The sequence below is a fragment of the Mesorhizobium sp. WSM3859 genome, assembly GCF_002295065.1.
Lineage (GTDB): Bacteria > Pseudomonadota > Alphaproteobacteria > Rhizobiales > Rhizobiaceae > Mesorhizobium.
Map to the genome: position 1 here is coordinate 59,938 of NZ_NSGG01000003.1, position 17,036 is coordinate 76,973.

At 64.8% G+C, this 17,036-nt stretch carries 16 protein-coding genes and 1 pseudogene; 7 read left to right on the forward strand and 10 right to left on the reverse strand.

The window, feature by feature from the left end; genetic code table 11:
* Window positions 1-88: 88 nt before the first annotated feature.
* The 5 genes from CK230_RS07130 to CK230_RS07150 form a co-directional block, all read right to left on the reverse strand.
* The gene (locus CK230_RS07130) at window positions 89-550 is read right to left on the reverse strand and encodes a MucR family transcriptional regulator (protein WP_095816512.1); all 462 of its coding nucleotides are present in this window, start codon (window positions 548-550) and stop codon (window positions 89-91) included.
* A 207-nt stretch (window positions 551-757) separates the two neighbouring features.
* Window positions 758-1,462, reverse strand: coding sequence for an ROK family protein (locus CK230_RS07135; protein ID WP_095816513.1), 705 nt, complete (start codon window positions 1,460-1,462; stop codon window positions 758-760).
* 18 nt (window positions 1,463-1,480) lie between these two features.
* Window positions 1,481-2,857: a glucose-6-phosphate dehydrogenase gene (zwf, locus tag CK230_RS07140; protein WP_095816514.1), complete on the reverse strand. Its 1,377-nt coding sequence runs from the start codon at window positions 2,855-2,857 to the stop codon at window positions 1,481-1,483.
* Between the two features lie 13 nt (window positions 2,858-2,870).
* Complete coding sequence (gene gnd, locus CK230_RS07145; RefSeq protein ID WP_095816515.1) at window positions 2,871-3,881, reverse strand: phosphogluconate dehydrogenase (NAD(+)-dependent, decarboxylating); 1,011 nt, start codon at window positions 3,879-3,881, stop codon at window positions 2,871-2,873.
* A gap of 33 nt (window positions 3,882-3,914) precedes the next feature.
* A complete protein-coding gene (locus CK230_RS07150; RefSeq protein WP_095816516.1) occupies window positions 3,915-6,332 on the reverse strand; it encodes a glucan 1,4-alpha-glucosidase in 2,418 nt (805 codons plus the stop codon).
* A gap of 197 nt (window positions 6,333-6,529) precedes the next feature.
* On the opposite strand from CK230_RS07150, the gene CK230_RS07155 reads away from it, so the two are divergent.
* The 4 genes from CK230_RS07155 to CK230_RS07170 are packed head-to-tail and all read left to right on the forward strand — an operon-like array spanning window position 6,530 to window position 10,985.
* A complete protein-coding gene (locus CK230_RS07155; protein ID WP_095816517.1) occupies window positions 6,530-7,543 on the forward strand; it encodes an ABC transporter substrate-binding protein in 1,014 nt (337 codons plus the stop codon).
* A 48-nt stretch (window positions 7,544-7,591) separates the two neighbouring features.
* Window positions 7,592-9,055, forward strand: coding sequence for a sugar ABC transporter ATP-binding protein (locus CK230_RS07160; protein WP_095816518.1), 1,464 nt, complete (start codon window positions 7,592-7,594; stop codon window positions 9,053-9,055).
* Window position 9,056: 1 nt separating this feature from the next.
* Window positions 9,057-10,034: an ABC transporter permease gene (locus CK230_RS07165; RefSeq protein ID WP_095816519.1), complete on the forward strand. Its 978-nt coding sequence runs from the start codon at window positions 9,057-9,059 to the stop codon at window positions 10,032-10,034.
* 3 nt (window positions 10,035-10,037) lie between these two features.
* On the forward strand, window positions 10,038-10,985 hold the full coding sequence (locus CK230_RS07170; protein ID WP_095816520.1) for an ABC transporter permease: 948 nt from the start codon (window positions 10,038-10,040) through the stop codon (window positions 10,983-10,985).
* 42 nt (window positions 10,986-11,027) lie between these two features.
* On the opposite strand, the gene ppa is transcribed toward CK230_RS07170, so the two are convergent.
* The 5 genes from ppa to CK230_RS07200 form a co-directional block, all read right to left on the reverse strand.
* The gene (gene ppa, locus CK230_RS07175) at window positions 11,028-11,561 is read right to left on the reverse strand and encodes an inorganic diphosphatase (RefSeq protein ID WP_095816521.1); all 534 of its coding nucleotides are present in this window, start codon (window positions 11,559-11,561) and stop codon (window positions 11,028-11,030) included.
* 219 nt (window positions 11,562-11,780) lie between these two features.
* A complete protein-coding gene (locus CK230_RS07180; protein ID WP_095816522.1) occupies window positions 11,781-12,290 on the reverse strand; it encodes a GNAT family N-acetyltransferase in 510 nt (169 codons plus the stop codon).
* 181 nt (window positions 12,291-12,471) lie between these two features.
* Window positions 12,472-13,110 (reverse strand): TPM domain-containing protein, encoded by a 639-nt coding sequence (locus tag CK230_RS07185; RefSeq protein ID WP_095816523.1) that lies wholly within the window; start codon window positions 13,108-13,110, stop codon window positions 12,472-12,474.
* A 6-nt stretch (window positions 13,111-13,116) separates the two neighbouring features.
* Window positions 13,117-14,007 carry a YgcG family protein gene (locus CK230_RS07190; RefSeq protein ID WP_095816524.1) on the reverse strand — a complete coding sequence of 297 codons (891 nt, stop codon included), beginning with the start codon at window positions 14,005-14,007 and terminating at the stop codon, window positions 13,117-13,119.
* Window positions 14,008-14,137: 130 nt separating this feature from the next.
* Window positions 14,138-14,785 (reverse strand): LemA family protein, encoded by a 648-nt coding sequence (locus CK230_RS07200; protein ID WP_095816525.1) that lies wholly within the window; start codon window positions 14,783-14,785, stop codon window positions 14,138-14,140.
* Between the two features lie 218 nt (window positions 14,786-15,003).
* On the opposite strand from CK230_RS07200, the gene CK230_RS07205 reads away from it, so the two are divergent.
* The 3 genes and pseudogenes from CK230_RS07205 (at window position 15,004) to CK230_RS07215 (ending at window position 16,909) form a co-directional block, all read left to right on the forward strand.
* The gene (locus tag CK230_RS07205) at window positions 15,004-15,255 is read left to right on the forward strand and encodes a hypothetical protein (protein WP_095816526.1); all 252 of its coding nucleotides are present in this window, start codon (window positions 15,004-15,006) and stop codon (window positions 15,253-15,255) included.
* Window positions 15,256-15,267: 12 nt separating this feature from the next.
* On the forward strand, window positions 15,268-16,152 hold the full coding sequence (gene pdxY, locus CK230_RS07210) for a pyridoxal kinase PdxY (protein ID WP_095816527.1): 885 nt from the start codon (window positions 15,268-15,270) through the stop codon (window positions 16,150-16,152).
* A pseudogene (locus CK230_RS07215) lies at window positions 16,149-16,909 on the forward strand (DUF429 domain-containing protein). Before pdxY ends, CK230_RS07215 begins: the two are co-directional and overlap by 4 nt.
* The last annotated feature ends 127 nt before the right edge of the window (window positions 16,910-17,036 follow it).

The window sequence follows — 17,036 nt, forward strand, 5'->3', positions numbered from 1 at the left end:
GCCACAAAAGCAGGAAGCCTGCCAAGGCGGTTTCCTCGGCAGGCTTCCTCAAATCGTTGGTGCAGGCGCGTTATTTCAGGCGAGCGATTCAGGCGGTCGCCTTGGCCTTCCTGCCCTTGGCTGGCTTTACCGGTTCCGGCTCCGCCTTGCGGCCGAGGCCGATCGATTTTGCCAGTTGCGAACGCGAGGCCGCATAGTTGGGAGCGACCATCGGATAGTCGACCGGCAAGCCCCATTTGGTCCGGTAAGCTTCCGGCGTCAGGCCGAAATGCACACCGATATGGCGCTTCAGCGATTTGAACTTCTTCCCGTCCTCGAGGCAGATGATGTAGTCGGGCGTCACCGAGCGCCTGGGGTTGACGGCGGGAACCGGCGGGGGCGCGGCGGGCTCCGTCGGCTGGCTGATCCCGCCGATCGACGAGGCGACGCTGGCGATCAGCCCGCCCAGGTCCGAAGCGGGCAGGCGGTTTTTCGCGACATAGGCCGATACGATGTGAGCCGTGAGCTCGAGCAGGTCGACTTCCTTGGTTGTGCTGGTGTCCTCGTCCACGTAGTTCCTCCATTTTGTGCCGCAATGCCGCGAAACCGATCCGGCTTTCGCGGTGTGTAATATCAAAGCGCTGCGAGCGTTGTTGGCGAATTCGAAAGCCGCAGGGGCCGCAGGCTGGTGAATTCCTAGTCGGCAAATCTGCGCAGCGCAACGTTTTGTAGCGTCAATACACGCTGTTTTGAACAATTATACTGAAATGTAACAATATCAGACGATCAGCGCCTTGTCGCGCCATAGACGAAAACCACCCTCGAAAGCGCGAGTGTTGTCGCCGCGCCGGGATTTTTCAGGCAATTCATCGAGCTTGTCGACATTGCCGCCGCCGATCACGACATAGTCCGGCTGCAAGGCGGCGCGAAGCCTGCCGACCACGTCGAAAACGTATTTGCGCCACTTCTTCTTCCCGTGCTTCACCAGGCCGCGCTCGCCGACATAATCCTCGAAAGTCGCCCCCTTTTTGTAAGGCAGATGGGCAAGCTCCATCGGCTGGCCGACATTCCTGATGATCATGGCGGCGCCCAGGCCGGTGCCGAGGCCGAGGAACAGCATGCGGCCCCCGTCATAGCTGCCGATCGCCTGCATCAGCGCGTCGTTGACGAGTTTCACCGGCTTGCCGAAGGCGGCGGTGAAATCATAGCCGTTCCAGCCCTTGCCGAGATTGAAGGGATCGAGCGAGGGCTTGTTGTCCGACACGGGGCCGGGATAACCCATCGAGATCACGTCGTAGTTCAGCCCCTCAGCGAGATTCCTGACCGAAGCGACAACCTTGTCGGGCGTCAGGCTCGGGCCGGACGCGACGCGGCGCATCTCGCCGCCGGCGCTGGTGAGGATCTTCACATGCGAGCCGCCGACATCGATGCTGAGCACGATCGGATCGCTGCCCGTCGCGGCGGTCTTTGCTGCCTTCGCCATTTCCCTCCTCCCCGGAAATTATCTGGTCGGATTGATCCAGCCATCGGGCGGGCCGAAACCTTTCATTGCGTCGGCCGGTCCCCAGGTCTTGGGCGCGTAGATTGCCGGCGGCGTGGTGTCCCCGAGCACCGGACCGACGATGCGCCAGGCAAGCTCGGCGGCATCCTGGCGCGTGAACAGCTGGCCATTGCCGTTCATGGCGTCGCCGATCAGCCTTTCGTAAGGCGGCATGTCGCCCTTGGTGTCGTCGAGCGCGGTGAGCTCCACCTGTTCACCGATCATGTCGTCGCCGGGCCTCTTGCGCTGGGCGCCGATCGAGATCGCCACCTGCGGGTCGATGCGGAAGCGCACATAATTGGCGTCGTCCGCCTTGATCGGATCGAAGACGTCGAGCGGCGGCCGCTTCAGCCTCACGATCACCTCGGTTGCGTGTACCGGCATGTTCTTGCCGGCGCGGATGAAGAAGGGCACGTCGCGCCAGCGCCAGGTGTCGACGAAGAAGCGCACCGCGGCGAAGGTCTCTACCGGCGAGTTGGGCCTGACGCCCGGCTCGGCCAGATAGCCGTCGAACTGGCCGCGCACGACATCGTCCCTGGTCAGCGTGCGGATCGCGCGCAGCACCTGCACCTTCTCGTCGATCAGGTCGTCGGCCGAGCGGCCGACAGGCGGCTCCATTGCGAGCAGAAGAAGGATGTTGAGCAGGTGGTTCTCGATGACGTCGCGGATGCAGCCGACATCGTCATAGAATTTGCCGCGGCCCTCGATGCCGAAATCCTCGGCCATGGTGATCTGCACGCTCTCGACGAAGTTGCGGTTCCAGATCGGCTCGAGGAAAGAGTTGGCGAAGCGGAAATAGAGCAGGTTCTGGATCGCTTCCTTGCCGAGATAATGGTCGATGCGGAAGATCGACTGCTCGTCGAACACCAGATGCAGCACGCGGTTCAGCCAGCGCGCCGACTGGAGGTCGTGGCCGAAGGGTTTTTCGATCATCAGCCGCGCGCCGCGCGCGGTGCCGGACTGCTCCAACCCCTGCACGACTGTCTCGAACATCGTTGGCGGCACGGCCATGTAATGCAGCGGGTGTTGCGCCGGGCCCAGCGCCGTCCTCAGCTTCTCGAAGGTGGCGCTGTCGCGGTAGTCGCCGCTGACATAGCGCAGCAGCGAGGCGAGCTTGGCAAAGACCATGTCGTCGATCGAACCCAGCGCGGTGACTATGCCGTCGCGGGCGCGGTCCACCAGTTTGGGCAGGTCCCACGGGTCGAAGGCGACGCCGATGATCGGCTCGGCCAATGTTCCCTTGGCGACCATCTGGTAGAGCGCCGGGAATATCTTCTTGTGCGCAAGGTCGCCGGTTGCTCCGAAAAGCACCAGCGTGTCGGACCTCTCCTGGCTCATGCCGTCTCTCCCTTCACGCGCCGGTCTTCTTTTCGACATGGCCGCCGAAGGCATAGCGCATGGCGGACAGGAGCTTGTCGGCGAATTGCGATTCGCCCTGCGAGGAGAAGCGGTCGAACAGCGCCGACGACAGCACCGGCGCAGGCACGCCGGTGTCGATCGCCGCCTTCAGCGTCCAGCGTCCTTCGCCGGAATCGGAGACGCGGCCGCCGAACTGGGCGAGCGACGGATCGCTCTTCAGCGCGCCGGCGGTGAGATCGAGCAGCCAGGAACCGATGACGCTGCCGTGCCGCCAGACCTCGGCGACCGCGGGCAGGTCGACATCGAACTGGTAATATTGCGGGCTTTCGAGCGGGCTCGTCTCGGCGTCGGCGGTGCGCTGCCTTTTGCCGGCATTGGCCGACTTCAGGATGTTCATGCCCTCGGCATAGGCGGCCATGACGCCGTATTCGATGCCGTTGTGCACCATCTTGACGAAATGGCCGGCGCCGCTCGGGCCGCAATGCAGATAGCCGAAAGCCGCCGTCCCGTCGTCCTTCGACGGGTTGGCGCCGGCGTCCGGACCCGGCGCCAGCGTGGCGAAGACCGAATCGAGATGCTTCACCGCCTCGTCCGGGCCGCCGATCATCAGGCAGTAGCCGCGCTCGAGACCCCAGACGCCGCCGCTGGTGCCGACATCGACGAAGTTGATGCCCTTCACCGCCAGCTCGGCCGCCTGGTCGACGGCATCGTGATAGTAGGAATTGCCGCCGTCGATGATGATGTCGCCCGGCTCCATCAGCGCCGCCACCTGGTCGACGATCCTGCCGGTGATCGCGGCCGGCAGCATGAGCCACGCGCAGCGCGGCTTGGCGAGCTTGCCGACGAACTCCTCCAGCGAGGCGGCGCCCACGGCGCCGTCCTTGACCATGCCGGCGACGCTTGCCGAATTGATGTCGTAGACGACACATTCATGGCCGTCGCGCATCAGGCGCCGCACCATGTTGGCGCCCATCCTGCCCAGTCCCATCATTCCGATCTGCATGGTTTCATCCCGATTGCTTGAGGAAAGAAGAATTCACTGGCCGTTTGGCTGGTCGATCGCGACGGTGAAGTCGACATTCTCCCAATGCATCGCTTCCGGCCAGAAAAAAGTGAAGACGATGGTGGTTCCAGGCTTCAGGCCGGCCACCGGCAAATCCACTAGATGGATGCCGAACGCATTTTCGACCGTCCTGCTGTCCTGCACCGTCAGCCATTTGTCGCTGCTCCAATGGACGACGCCGGGCGCCGACAATTCGACACGCAGCGCCTTGCCGGCGGGAATGGAGCGGATCTTGTTGTTGAAGCGCCACGTCCTGAATGGCGCAACGGTCTTTTGCTTGATGTAACGCTCGACGCCCTGCGGCGGCAGGTCGAAGACGGCGCCGTCGCGCAGCGATCGCAGCAGCTTGATGTGCTCGGCATGCGCCCAGACCAGCGGCATGGCGCTGCCCGACGGCTTGCCAAGCCAAAGTTCGCGCTGTGGAATGTCGAGGCGATCCCAAACCTGCTCCGGCAGGAGGCCGCCCACGCCGGCCGAGCGCTCGAAGGTTTCGAGCAGCTGCGCCGCCTTGTCCTTGCGGCCTGCGGCCAGCTCGTAATGGGCGCGCTCGCCGGCAAGCAGCGGCCACGGCCGTCCCTGGCCGGTGCCGTCGAAGGGCGAGCCGTCCTCGTGTTCGCCATAGCCGTCGTCACTGTAGCGGTACCAGAGCGGCCCTTGCGGCAGGTCGCAGCGCAGCTCGGCGTCGATGGCCTTGACGGTGTTCAGGATGCGCGGGTCATCCGCGGCTCTGAGCCCGAAACGCACCAGCGCCAGCGCGTCCGGGCTGATGATCGCTTCGGCCGGTATGTCCGTATCGGCCGGCGGCCGGTTCTTGATCGGCACGAAGCCGTCCTTCGGCGAGGCGGAGCCGCCATCGTCGGGCGGAGCGATGCGCACATAGTAGCCTTCGACGCCCGTCCTGGTGCTTGCCTCCGTACCCGTGACGTAGGTCCAGCGCTCGATCTGGTCGTTCCAGCAATCAGCGGTTTCGCGCAGATAGTTCGCCGGCTCACTTTTACCGCAGGCTTCGAGCATGTCGGCAGCTGCGAGCAGCCCCGCTATCTCCACGGCCAGGGTGAACGGGCTGTAGCCGGCGTCCTCTTCCCAGCGGTCCTCGCCGGTGACCGGACCGTTGCGCACGACATAGGCGGCCGCGTTCTCGATCATGGCCAGGAAGTCGGCGAGTTTCGACTTCGGCAGATGGCCGGCGCGGCGCAAGGCGTCGGCCAGCAGCAGCGGAAAGGCGCATTCGTCCATCTGGATGCCGGGCCAATAGGCGGTACCGTCGGACCAGACATTCTGCGGCCAGTGGCCATCCGGCTGCTGGATCGAACGCAGATAGGTGAGGATCTGCAGCGCCTGCCTGCCGTCGCCGGCGGCAAGGAAGCCGCCCGCCGTCTCGACCAGGTCGCGCGGCCAGACGAGGTGATAGCCGCCGAGGTCGTCGTCGCCCCTGTTGAAGCCCCACGGGATCGACAGGCTGGCGACGGCGGCGCCGGGCCGGGCGACCGACAGATGCGTCGCGAGCACCGCCGTGCTGGCGCGGTAGGTGTTCAGACCGGAAGCGCCGCGACGGTCGAGCTTTTCCAACCTTGCCTGGAAAGTCCGCCAGTTCTCGACATAGGTTTTCGCTGCCGGCTCGAAACCCTCTTTCAGGCTTGCAAGCGCGAGGTCGGCGGCTTCTTGCGGCGAAGCGCCGAAGCCGAGCGCCAGCAAGGCCACCGTCTTGCCGGCGGAAAAGCCGATCTCGCCGGTCAGCGAGACATTGCCGTTTTCCGCCGCCTGGCCGGAAGGGTCGAGCACGCCGTTGTCGCGCAACTGCCGCCAGCCGTCGGAGAAGCCGACATAGCCGGCCGAGCAGGCGCCCCAGGGCAAGGACGAAGCGAGCGCCAGCGAAACGCCGCGGCCGGTGGCAAAGAGAAGGCGCTGTCCCTTATGCTCGCCGATCCAGGCCGTGTTGCCCATGCCGGCATTGACGAGGTGCGGCGCCAGCAGCGCGTAAACGCGATAGTCGGCCGCCGCTCCTTTGAGCGCGGTGAAACTTGTTTCCTGAAGCAGGACAGGGTGTTTCGGATCCGTAACGATACGTTTTTCAATCCGGTAAGCGCCGTCCGAAGCGATGTTGGTCAGCCTGTAGCCAGGTACTCCGTCCTCGAAATGTTCGACGGTATGCGCCGCACCGCGCTTTTCCTCGGAAAAATAACCGCCCGGACCGGTGACGATCAGCCCCAGGTCGCGCGTGCAGGCGCTGTCGAGCCGAGGATAATAAATCTCGTTCAAGATGCCGTGGCTGGTGGTGAACCAGAGTGGGCTTCTTGCCGAAAGGGCGGTTCCGACGCCGCTCTTGGCGCTTGACGTCCAGCGCGCGGGAATTCCGGGCGCGCCTTTAGCAACGATCGGCGTCACTGCCATCCAAACCTCTCTTCTGCCGCGTTCCTAGACCATCAACAGGAGGGTTTTCAATCATCGCACCGCAAGTTGATTGCTGGCCCATCAGGCTTTGCGGTTGAAAGCTTGCAGTTCCTCTAAATTTGTCTGACAATAGATAAAAAACAGACGCTACCCGTCACGACCATTCTTCAAGATCAGCAACCTCGGGAGGAACCGACATGAAGAAACTGCTCGTATTGAGTGCATTCGCGGCGATGCTCGCCTCGGGCACCGCGCTTGCCGACACCAGCGGCAAGAAGATCGCCTTTTCCAACAATTATGCCGGCAATTCGTGGCGTCAGGCGATGCTCGACAGCTACGGCATCGTCACCAAGAAGGCGGTCGAAGACAAGGTCGTCGCCGCGGCGGATGTCTTCACCACCGCCGACAAGGAGGTGCCGACCCAGGCCGCGCAGGTGCAAAATCTCATCCTGCAGGGCTATGACGCCATCGTTATCAACGCCGCCTCGCCCGATGCGCTGAACGGCGCCATCAAGCAGGCCTGCGATGCCGGTATCGTCGTCGTCTCCTTCGACGGCATCGTGACCGAGCCTTGCGCCTATCGGGTCGTCGTCGACTTCAAGGACATGGGCAAGCAGGAAGTCGAGCAGATGGCCAAGTTCCAGCCCAAGGGCGGCAATCTGCTTGAAATCCGCGGCCTCGCCGGCACCTCGATCGACGATGCCATCCATGCCGGCATCCTCGAAGGCGTCGCCGCCCATCCGGAGTTCAAGATCGTCGGCTCGGTGACCGGCGATTGGGACCAGACGACGGCGCAAAAAGCGGTGGCGACCATCCTGCCTTCGCTCCCCGATGTCGTCGGCATCGTCGACCAGGGTGGCGACGGTTATGGCGCGGCGCAAGCCTTCGCCGCCGCCGGCAAGCCGCGCCCGACCATCATCATGGGCAACCGGCAGGACGAGCTGAAGTGGTGGAAGGAGCAGAAGGAGAAGGACGGCTACAAGACCTGGTCGGCCTCTATCGCGCCCGGCGTGTCGACGCTTGCCTTCTGGGTGGCGCAGCAGGTGCTCGACGGCCACAAGGACATTCCGCACGATCTCCTGGTGCCCTATCTCGCCTTCACCCAGGACGATTTCGAGGCCGCGCTGCCGAAGATCAAGGAGGGCGGCGTCGCCACGCACGAATACACGCAGGAAGAGGCTGTCGCGGCGATCAAGGCCAACATCAAGTAATGGCGGCGTGAATTTGCCAGCCGCATCGCCAGCCGGGTATCGTTGAGCATGCTCAAGGCAAACACCGACATCGTCAGGCTGAACGGCGCCGAAAAGCATTTCGGCGCCGTTCGGGCGCTTAACGGCGTCGACTTCCATGTCGGGGCCGGCGAATGCGTCGGGCTGGTCGGGCATAACGGCGCCGGCAAGTCGACGCTCATGCATATGGTGGCCGGCACGCTGCGGCCGGATGGCGGGCAGATCGCGGTGCGCGGCAACGAAGAGGCGAGCTATACCGTGGCGCGCGCGCTGGAACTCGGCATACGCTGCGTGTTCCAGGAACTGTCGCTCTGTCCCAATCTCAGCATCGCCGAAAACACCCGCATCAATCATCCCTCGCTCGCCGGTTTCGGCTGGCGGCGCAGGGCGGCTGATCTCATCCGCGCCAAGCTCGACGAGATCTTTCCTGACCACGGCATTTCGGCGGACGACATCGCCGGCGACCTTTCGATCGGAAGGCGGCAGATGGTCGAGGTGGCGCGCGCCTTCACGCTGACGCGGGAGCCGCTGCATCTGGTCATCCTCGACGAACCGACCTCGTCGCTCGACGCGCATACGGCGGGGCAGCTGCTCTCCTTCGTGCGTCGTTTCGTCGAGCAGGGCGGCAGCTGCATCCTGATCTCGCATGTGCTGGGCGAGGTGCTGCAAAATGCCGACCGCATCGTGGTGATGCGCGACGGCAAGGTGGTCGCGGCCGATGTCGCCCACGCTTTCGACCGCGACAAGCTCGTCGCCGCCATGGGCGGCGCCGAGGGCCATCAGAAGGCCGCTGCGGAAACCCGGAGAACCGAGGCCGGCGCGCTCAGGGTTCGCGCGCGCCCGGCCAGGCAGCAGGACGGCAAGGAGCTCGTCGCCCGCGCCGGCGAGATCATTGGCCTCGCCGGGCTTGCCGGCCACGGCCAGACCGACCTTTTGCTGGCGATCTTCTCGGCCGCCGCCCGCGCCAAGGCCGGCATCGAGGTGACCGCGCCCGTGGCGCTGGTGGCGGGCGACCGCCAGTCGGACGGCATCTTTTCGCAATGGTCGATCGCGCAGAATATCGGCATCCGCTCGCTGGCGCGGCTGCGCAACGGCCTTTTGATCTCGCCACAGCGCGAGGCTGAGCTGGCCGAATTCTGGAAGCAGAAGATCGGCATCCGCACGCCGGACATGAACAACAACATCTATTCGCTGTCGGGCGGCAACCAGCAGAAGGCGCTGTTCGCCCGCGCGCTCGGCTCCGACGCCGAGATCGTGCTGATGGACGACCCAATGCGCGGCGTAGACATCGGCACCAAGCTCGAAGTCTATCACCTCGTGCGCGAGGAGGCCGGCAAGGGCCGCACCTTCCTCTGGTATACGACCGAGACAGAAGAGCTCGACAATTGCGATCACGTCTATGTCTTCAAGAACGGCCGCATCGTCGCCAATCTTGGCCGCGACGAGCTGACGGAGGAAAAGATCATCCAGTCCTCGTTCGGCGACGCGGCCTGAGATGACCGCGATCGCTCCCGGCACGCTCCCGAAATCCTCGCCACGCGGCAGCGCCGCCCGGGCGCGCCTGTTGCGCGGGCTTTTGCCGGCTTTGTCATTGGCGCTGGTGCTGATCGCGATTGCCTGGCTCAATCCGCGCGCCATCAGCTATTTCGGCTTCAACCTGATGCTCAACCTGGCGATCCCGATCGCGCTGGCGACGATCGCGCAGATGTTCGTCATCGCCGGTAATGAGCTCGACCTTTCGATCGGCACCTTCGTCGGCTTCGTCGGCTGCGTCACCGCCACCTGGCTCCGTGACGCGCCGCTGCTGGGCATTCTCGTGCTGCTGGGCTCGATCGGAGTCTATGCCTTGCTCGGCGCGCTGATCCATCTGCGCAACCTGCCCTCCATCGTGGTGACGCTCGGCATGAGCTTCGTCTGGCAGGGGCTTGCGATCCTCGTCCTGCCCAAGCCCGGCGGCAAGGCGCCGGATTGGCTGCTTTCGATCATGTCCTTCAAGCCGCCCTACATCCCCTTTCCGATCCTTGCCGCGCTGATCATCGCGGCGGTCGTGCATTTCGGCCTGATGCGCACGTCCTACGGCGTCATCCTGCGCGGCTCCGGCGGCAACGCCGCGGCGCTCAGGCGCGCCGGCTGGTCGCTGCTCAAGACCAAAATCGTGCTCTTTGCGCTGACCGGCCTGTTCGGCGTGCTTTCGGGCATGGCGCTGATCGGCATCACCACGTCGGCCGACGCCAATATCGGCAATGGCTACACGCTGCTTTCGATCGCCGGGGTCATTCTTGGCGGCGGCGAGTTCGTCGGCGGCCGCGTGTCGCCGGTCGGCGCGGTGCTCGGCGCTTTGACGCTGGCGCTCGCGGCCTCACCGCTCTTGACCTTCATGCACATCCCGCCCGACTGGCAGGTCGCCGCCAACGGCGCGATCCTGATCATCGTGCTGGCGGCGCGCGTGCTGATCAGCCGCAGGGAGCGGTAGGCGATGACCTCGGTGCGGACGCTGCTTGAAAAACCCTGGCTCTGGTCCTTTGTCGGCGCCCTCGTCGTCTGGCTGGCAACCGTCGCCTTCACTGGCGGCTACGGCGCCGGCGGCATGGTCACGGCGGCGCTCTCTCTCGCTGTGTTCACCGTCATCGTCGGTGTCGGCCAGATGTTCGTCATCACGCTCGGGCCAGGCAATGTCGACCTGTCGTTGCCGGCCAATATCGGCCTGGCGAGCGCCGTCGCCATGAAGGTGATGGGCGGCAGCGATTCCATGATCGTCGTCGGGCTGCTCGCCGCACTTGCCTGCGGGGCGGCGATCGGCGCCATCAACTACCTGCTGATCTGGGCGCTGCGCATTCCGCCGATCATCGCCACGCTGTCGGCAAGCTTCATCATCCAGTCGGTCGACATCAGCTATGGCCGCGGCCTGCAGATCAAGCCGCCGCCTGGCTTTGCCGACTTCACCAACTGGCAGGTGCTGGGCATTCCGGTGCTGGCGATGCTGACGGTGATCTTCACCATCGGCGCGGCCTTGGCGCTGCAGCGCATGATCTACGGCCGCTCGGTGCTGGCCATCGGCCAGAACATCCGCGCCGCCTGGCTGGCCGGCGTCCATGTCGGCCGCATCCGCTTCCTGACCTATACGCTGTGCGGCGCGCTGGGCGGCATCGACGGGGCGCTGCTTGCCGGCTATTTCCGCGGCGCCAATGTCGATATCGGCAACGAATATTTGCTCGCCTCGATCGCGGTCGTGGTCATCGGCGGCACCTCGGTCGCCGGCGGCAAGGCCAATGTGCCCGGCGTCTGGGGCGCCGGCCTGTTCCTGGTGCTTTTGCTCACCATGCTCAACACATTCGGCGTCAGCGCCGGCGTGCGGCTGGTGCTGACGGGACTGATCATCGTGGGCGTAATCACCGCGGCCGGCGGCGAGAAGGCCGCGCGGTAACAGCTTCCGCCGACCATCTCCCGATGAGGCAGGAGGTTCGCGCTATTTCGCGGCCTTGGCCCGCTCGATCGCGTCGACGATCATCTTCTTGGCATATTTGGAATCGTGCCAGCCCTCGATCTTGACCCATTTTCCGGGCTCGAGATCCTTGTAGTGCTCGAAGAAGTGCTGCACCTGCTGGCGCGTGATTTCCGGCAGGTGGGTGTATTCAGTGACGTTCTCGTAGCGCAGCGTCAGCTTGGGCGAGGGGACGGCGATCACCTTCTCGTCCTGGCCGGCATTGTCTTCCATGATCAGGACGCCGATCGGCCGCACATTGATGACGCAGCCCGGCACCAGCGCGCGGGTGTTGCAGACCAGCACGTCGATCGGGTCGCCGTCGCCCGACAGCGTGTGCGGGACGAAGCCGTAATTGCCGGGATAGCGCATGGAGGTGTGCAGGAAGCGGTCGACGAACAACGTGCCGGCCTCCTTGTCCATCTCGTATTTGATCGGCTCGCCGCCGATCGGCACCTCGATGATGACGTTGATGTCGTCAGGCGGGTTCTTCCCGATTGGCACGGCTTCGATACGCATGGCTAAATCCCTCTCTCGATTGCAAGACCGATAGCGGGCGAAACGTCATGGTGCAATGCGTCGAATAGTGCACAGCGCCAATGAAGGCGCACAGTTTGTGATCGCTTGTAACTTACGCGATGCTAGAGCGGTTCACCGATTCCATGGAACGGCGAACCGCTCTCGTCGTTTTCACGCAATTCCGGGCGGAAAACCGGCCACACTTTTCCTGGAATTGCTCTAGTCGTTCCAGACGAAGGCGACCTTCTTCAGCGCCCTCTGCTCGAAGACCTCGACGCCTTCGGCTATGTCGCGGCCGCCATTGCCGGCATAGAAGGCCAAGGCGTTGTGATTGTCCTCCAGCGCCCACACCACAAGGCCGCGCAGGCCGTGGTCGGCGAGCCGGGCCTTGGCCGCCTTGAACAGGCGGCTGCCGAGCCCGATGCCCTGATATTCGGGCCGCAGATAGAGCTCGTAGATCTCGCCCTGCTGGCGGAGCTCTCGGGCGCGGTTCTTGCCGATCGTGGCGTAGCCGGCGACGGTTCCGCCGATCTCGACGACCAGCACGGTGGCGGCGCGGCGAATCGCGTTGGCCCACCAGTCGACGCCGCGACGATTGATCATCGAGGTCAGCGTGCGGTGCGGAATGATGCCGGAATAAGCGCCGCGCCAGGCCTGCTGGTGCACCTCGGCGATGGCGCTGGCGTCGCGCGGCTCTGCCTTCCGGATGTCGATGGTCAGCGTGTTCATGATTGGTTAACCATAGACCCGCATCGGGCGATTGCAAAGAGTCCGCCACGGCCCTTCGACGGCTTTCGCACAGACGAAAGCCGTACGCCGTGTTGATATTCAGGTGATGCCGGTCTGCGAACGGCAACTTCCTGCGCTTCCGGTGCTCACGTACGGCCTGGCCTGAATCTCAAAACAGCGTTCAGATCTCGACGAGATGGTCGTCGAGTTCGTTGATGTCGCCTTCGGTGACCGGGAAATGCTCGGCAAGCACCGCGCCGACCGATTCGATGGCTTTCACGAAGCCCTCGGCCAGGCGGTTGTCGCGGGCATGTTTTGTCAGCTCGCGCACCACGCCGTCCCAGACTTGCTGTCCGACCTTGGCATCGATGCCGGAGTCGGCGACGACCTCGGCATAGCGCTCGGCGATGGAGACAAAGACGAGCACGCCGGTGCGCGCGCTCGTACGATGGACGTTGCGGGCAAGGAATTGCTTCATCGCATTGGCATGCGCGGCCTGATAACGCAGCCTTCGCGGCACGAAATGGATGCGCAAGGCGGGCAGGAACCAGAGCAGGGCGAACGCGGAAGCCAGCGCCAACATCTGCGCCAGCACGAAATGTGGCAGCCGGATGGTCAGCCACAAGCCCTCCAGCCCGTAGGCAACCGCGAGGCTGGCGATGAACAGGCCGATCGTCGTGGTGAAAGCGGCCGGAAAGAAGTAGCCGTCGCTGGCGCGAGCGACGACGCAATAGATCTCGCCGTCGGTTTTCAATTCGGCCGCCCGGATCGCTTGGGCGATGCGGTCATGATCCTCGGCGCTGATCGGTCGCGTTGCCATGGTGCCTCACCAGCTTCCCGAGGAGCCGCCGCCGCCCGACGAGCCGCCGCCGCCGGAAAATCCGCCGCCTCCCGAGGACCAGCCTCCGCCGCCTGAGGACCAGCCGCCGCCACCCGACGACCAGCCGCCCGAAGAGGAGCGCCGGTTCTGATCGAAGGTCATGCCGAGCCAGCGGTAGCGGCCGGGTCCGATCTTCTGGCCGAAGATCGGCGGCAGCACCGTCATCGCGATGCCGCCGAAGAAGATCAGCGCCCAGATGGTGATGAAGATGGCGAAGAACAGGTCGTCGGAATTGAACGGCGCCTGCTCGTTGCGCTTGCCGCGCGCCTCCAGCTCCTCAGGATTGCCCTCCAGCACCATGATCATGTCGTCGACGGCCTTGGTGATGCCGCCGGAGAAATCGCCGGCGCGGAAGGCCGGCACCATGTCGTTCTCGATGATCAGCTTGGTGTGCAGGTCTGTCAGCGTGCCTTCGAGTCCATAGCCGACCTCGATGCGCATCCTGTGGTCGTTGGGCGCCACCAAGAGCAGCACGCCGTTGTTTTCCTTGGCCTGGCCGAGCTTCCAGAAGCGGAACAGCCGGTTGGCGTAAGGTTCTATCTCCTCGCCGCCGAGGCTGGGGATAGTGGCGACGACGATCTGGTCGGAGCCCTTGGTTTCGAAGTCGGCGAGCTTTTGCGTCAGCGCCGCGCGCGTGCCGGCATCGATGATGCCGGCATTGTCCACGACGCGGCCGGTCAGCGCGGGAAGGTCCGCGGCGAAGGCGGCGAGGGGGAGGAGGAAGAGGCAGAAGCTCAGCAAAACGCCAATGAAGGCATTCTGTCGCGCCCCCCTCTGGCCTGCCGGCCATCTCCCCCACGAGGGGGGAGATTGGCGGTTCGGCCGCCGGCTCTCCATTTCAGACGTTGGAGATTGGCGAAAGCCAACGTGACATCCAATCTCCCCCCTTGTGGGGGAGATGGCCGGCAGGCCAGAGGGGGGCGCGAAGGAACGCAAGGCTGGCAAGCTCGGTAAACTGTTTCGCCGTTCACCCGCCCTGCTTGGTGGTGCTCGTGCCGAAATCGACCTTCGGCACCTGCATCTTGTCCTCGTCGACGGTGAAGTTGGCGAAGGGCTCATTGCCGCGGAACCAGAAGGTCGCCCACAGCACGGACGGGAAGGTCTTCAGCGTCAGATTGTAGTCCCTGACCGCCTGGATGTAGTCGCGCCGCGCCACCGCGATGCGGTTCTCGGTGCCTTCGAGCTGCGCCTGCAGCGCGAGAAAATTCTGGTTGGCCTTAAGGTCGGGATAGGCTTCCGACACCGCGATCAGCCGCGACAGCGCGCTGGTCAGCCCGGCCTGGGCATCCTGGAACTTCTTCAGCGCGTCCGGGTCCTTCAGCGTCTCCGGCGTCACCGTGATCTGCGTTGCCTTGGCGCGCGCCTGAACGACCGCGTCGAGCGTGTCCTTTTCATGCGAGGCATAGCCCTTCACCGTCTCGACCAGGTTCGGGATCAGATCGGAACGGCGCTGATACTGGTTGAGCACCTCGCTCCAGGCCGCCCTTGCGTTCTCTTCCGCGGTCGGAATGGTGTTGTAGCCGCAGCCGGCGAGCAGCGGCAGCACGAAAGCCACCATCAGAAAGGCGGGCAGGCTGCGGAAGGCGGAGGGTGGTGAGAGGCGCTCGGTAATCATGAATGGTCCCTCGACAGAAGTTGCATGCGAAGCATTACCACAATCCACGCGCAAGAAAATGTCCGGCTGATGGCGCCTGCCGCGGTTCGGGCGCGTGCCACCGTGAATAGTCGATCGAACAGAATTTCATCTTTTTTGCCGACGCAATTCCGGGCGGAAAACCGCTTCGCACTTTTCCTGGAATTGCTCTAAGTTGCGGGCCGGAAAGGGCAAATGCCATGGCAGAGCGCCGGGACGACGAGGCCGAATCGCGCCGCATCCTCGAACGCGTGCAACAGGAGACGTCCCCAGGCGGCGCGTCGTTCATCGCCCGCGCGGCGAAGGACGCGCGCGACCGCGTAACCGCCGCCGACACCGATCGCTCCGATCCCATCGAATATTGGGGAACCCGCATTGGCCGAACGCTCGGCTTCGTCATTGCCATTGGGCTATTGGCCTGGCTGGTGTATGCCGCCACACGTGGCGGCTAGGATTCAGATTCCATGAATGCAGAAAAAAACGACGCGCCGCGCGCGGTCATCGTCATCTCCAGCCATGTCGCCCGCGGCTCGGTCGGCAACCGCGCCGCGGTGTTCGCGCTGGAGACGCTGGGTTTCCCGGTCTGGGCGGTGCCGACCGTCATCCTGCCCTGGCATCCGGGGCACAGCCGGGCAACCCGCATCGTGCCGCCGCTCGACCAGTTCAAGGCGCTGATGGCCGACCTGGAGCGGGCGCCCTGGCTGGGCGAGGTGCGGGCCGTGCTGTCGGGCTATCTCGGCGAGGCGGGCCAGGCGGAAGCCGTCGCCTCGCTGGTCGCCGCCGTCAAGGAAAAGACGCCGAACGCGCTTTACGTCTGCGATCCGGTGATGGGCGATTCCGGCGGGCTCTACGTGCCGGAATCGACGGCCGCCGCCATGCGCGACAAGTTGATGCCGATCGCGGACATCGCGACGCCGAACCGCTATGAGCTGGAATGGATGGCGGGCGCGCCGCTGCCCGACATCAAGGCGGTGACGGCGGCGGCGCTTCATGCCGGGCCGTCGACCATGCTGGTGACCTCGGCGCCGGCGATGATGGCGGGCGGCATCGGCAATTTCCTGCTCGACGGCAGCCAGGCGCTGCTTGCCGAGCACCGCGTGATCGAGAGGCCGCCTAACGGGCTGGGCGACCTGACGGCCGCGGTCTACCTGGCGCGGATTCTCTCCGGCCAGGCGCCGGTCAAGGCGCTGCAATCGACCACGGCGGCCGTCTACGAGATCCTCGCCCGCACCGCCAAGCGCGGCGGCGATGAGCTGCAGCTCGAAACCGACGCGCAGAGCCTGTCGCATCCGATGGCGATGGTGCAGTTGCGCCATCTGCTCCATCCCGGGCGGGACAAGCGGGCGTGACGCCAGGTGCGCTGGCCGGCGTCGACGGCTGCAAGGCCGGCTGGATCGCCGTCCATCGCGAAGCGGCCGCCGCGCCGTCCGTCTCCGTCTTCCCGAGTTTTCACGCGTTGCTCGACGCGCTGCCGGAGGCCACGATCGCCGTCGACATGCCGATCGGCCTGCCGGATTTTTCGCGCAGGGGCGGCCGCGGGCCGGAGGCGCTGGTGCGGCCGCTGCTCGGCGCGCGGCAGTCGAGCGTGTTCGCCATCCCCTCGCGCGCCGCGCTCTATGCCGACACCAGCGATTTCACCACCGTAGAGGGCTGGTATGAAGCGCACCGGCGGGCAAGCGCGGTTGCAATGGGGACCTCCGACCCGCCGCGCGGCGTTTCCATCCAGGCCTTCGGCATCTTTTCGAAGATCCGCGAGATCGACGCTTTGCTGATCGCAAAGCCGGATTTGCGCGGCCGTGTCTTCGAATCGCACCCGGAAGTGGCCTTCTGCCGGCTGAATGGCGGCGCGGCGATGGCGCTGCCGAAGAAGATCAAGGGCGCGGTCAACCCGGCCGGCATGGAGGAGCGCAAGGCGCTGCTTTGCAGGCATGGCTATGAAAAAGCCTTCCTCGATCAGGCGCCGCCGCGGGTGCTGCGAGCGACGACTTCCTCGACGCGGCGGCGATGATGCTGATTGCCGGGCGTATCAGCAGCGGCGAGGCGCGGCCTTCGCCCAATCCGCCGCTGCTGGACCGTTTCGGCATCCCGGTCGCTATCTGGGCTTGAGGCAAAATCGGCCTGTGCAGCTTTTGGCGGCATGCGATTGCGACGCCGCCATCCGCAATTCGGCATTGCCCGCGACCTGCATTTGCCGCTAGAGGCTTTTTCGATCGCAACGAGCTGCCGCCTCCAA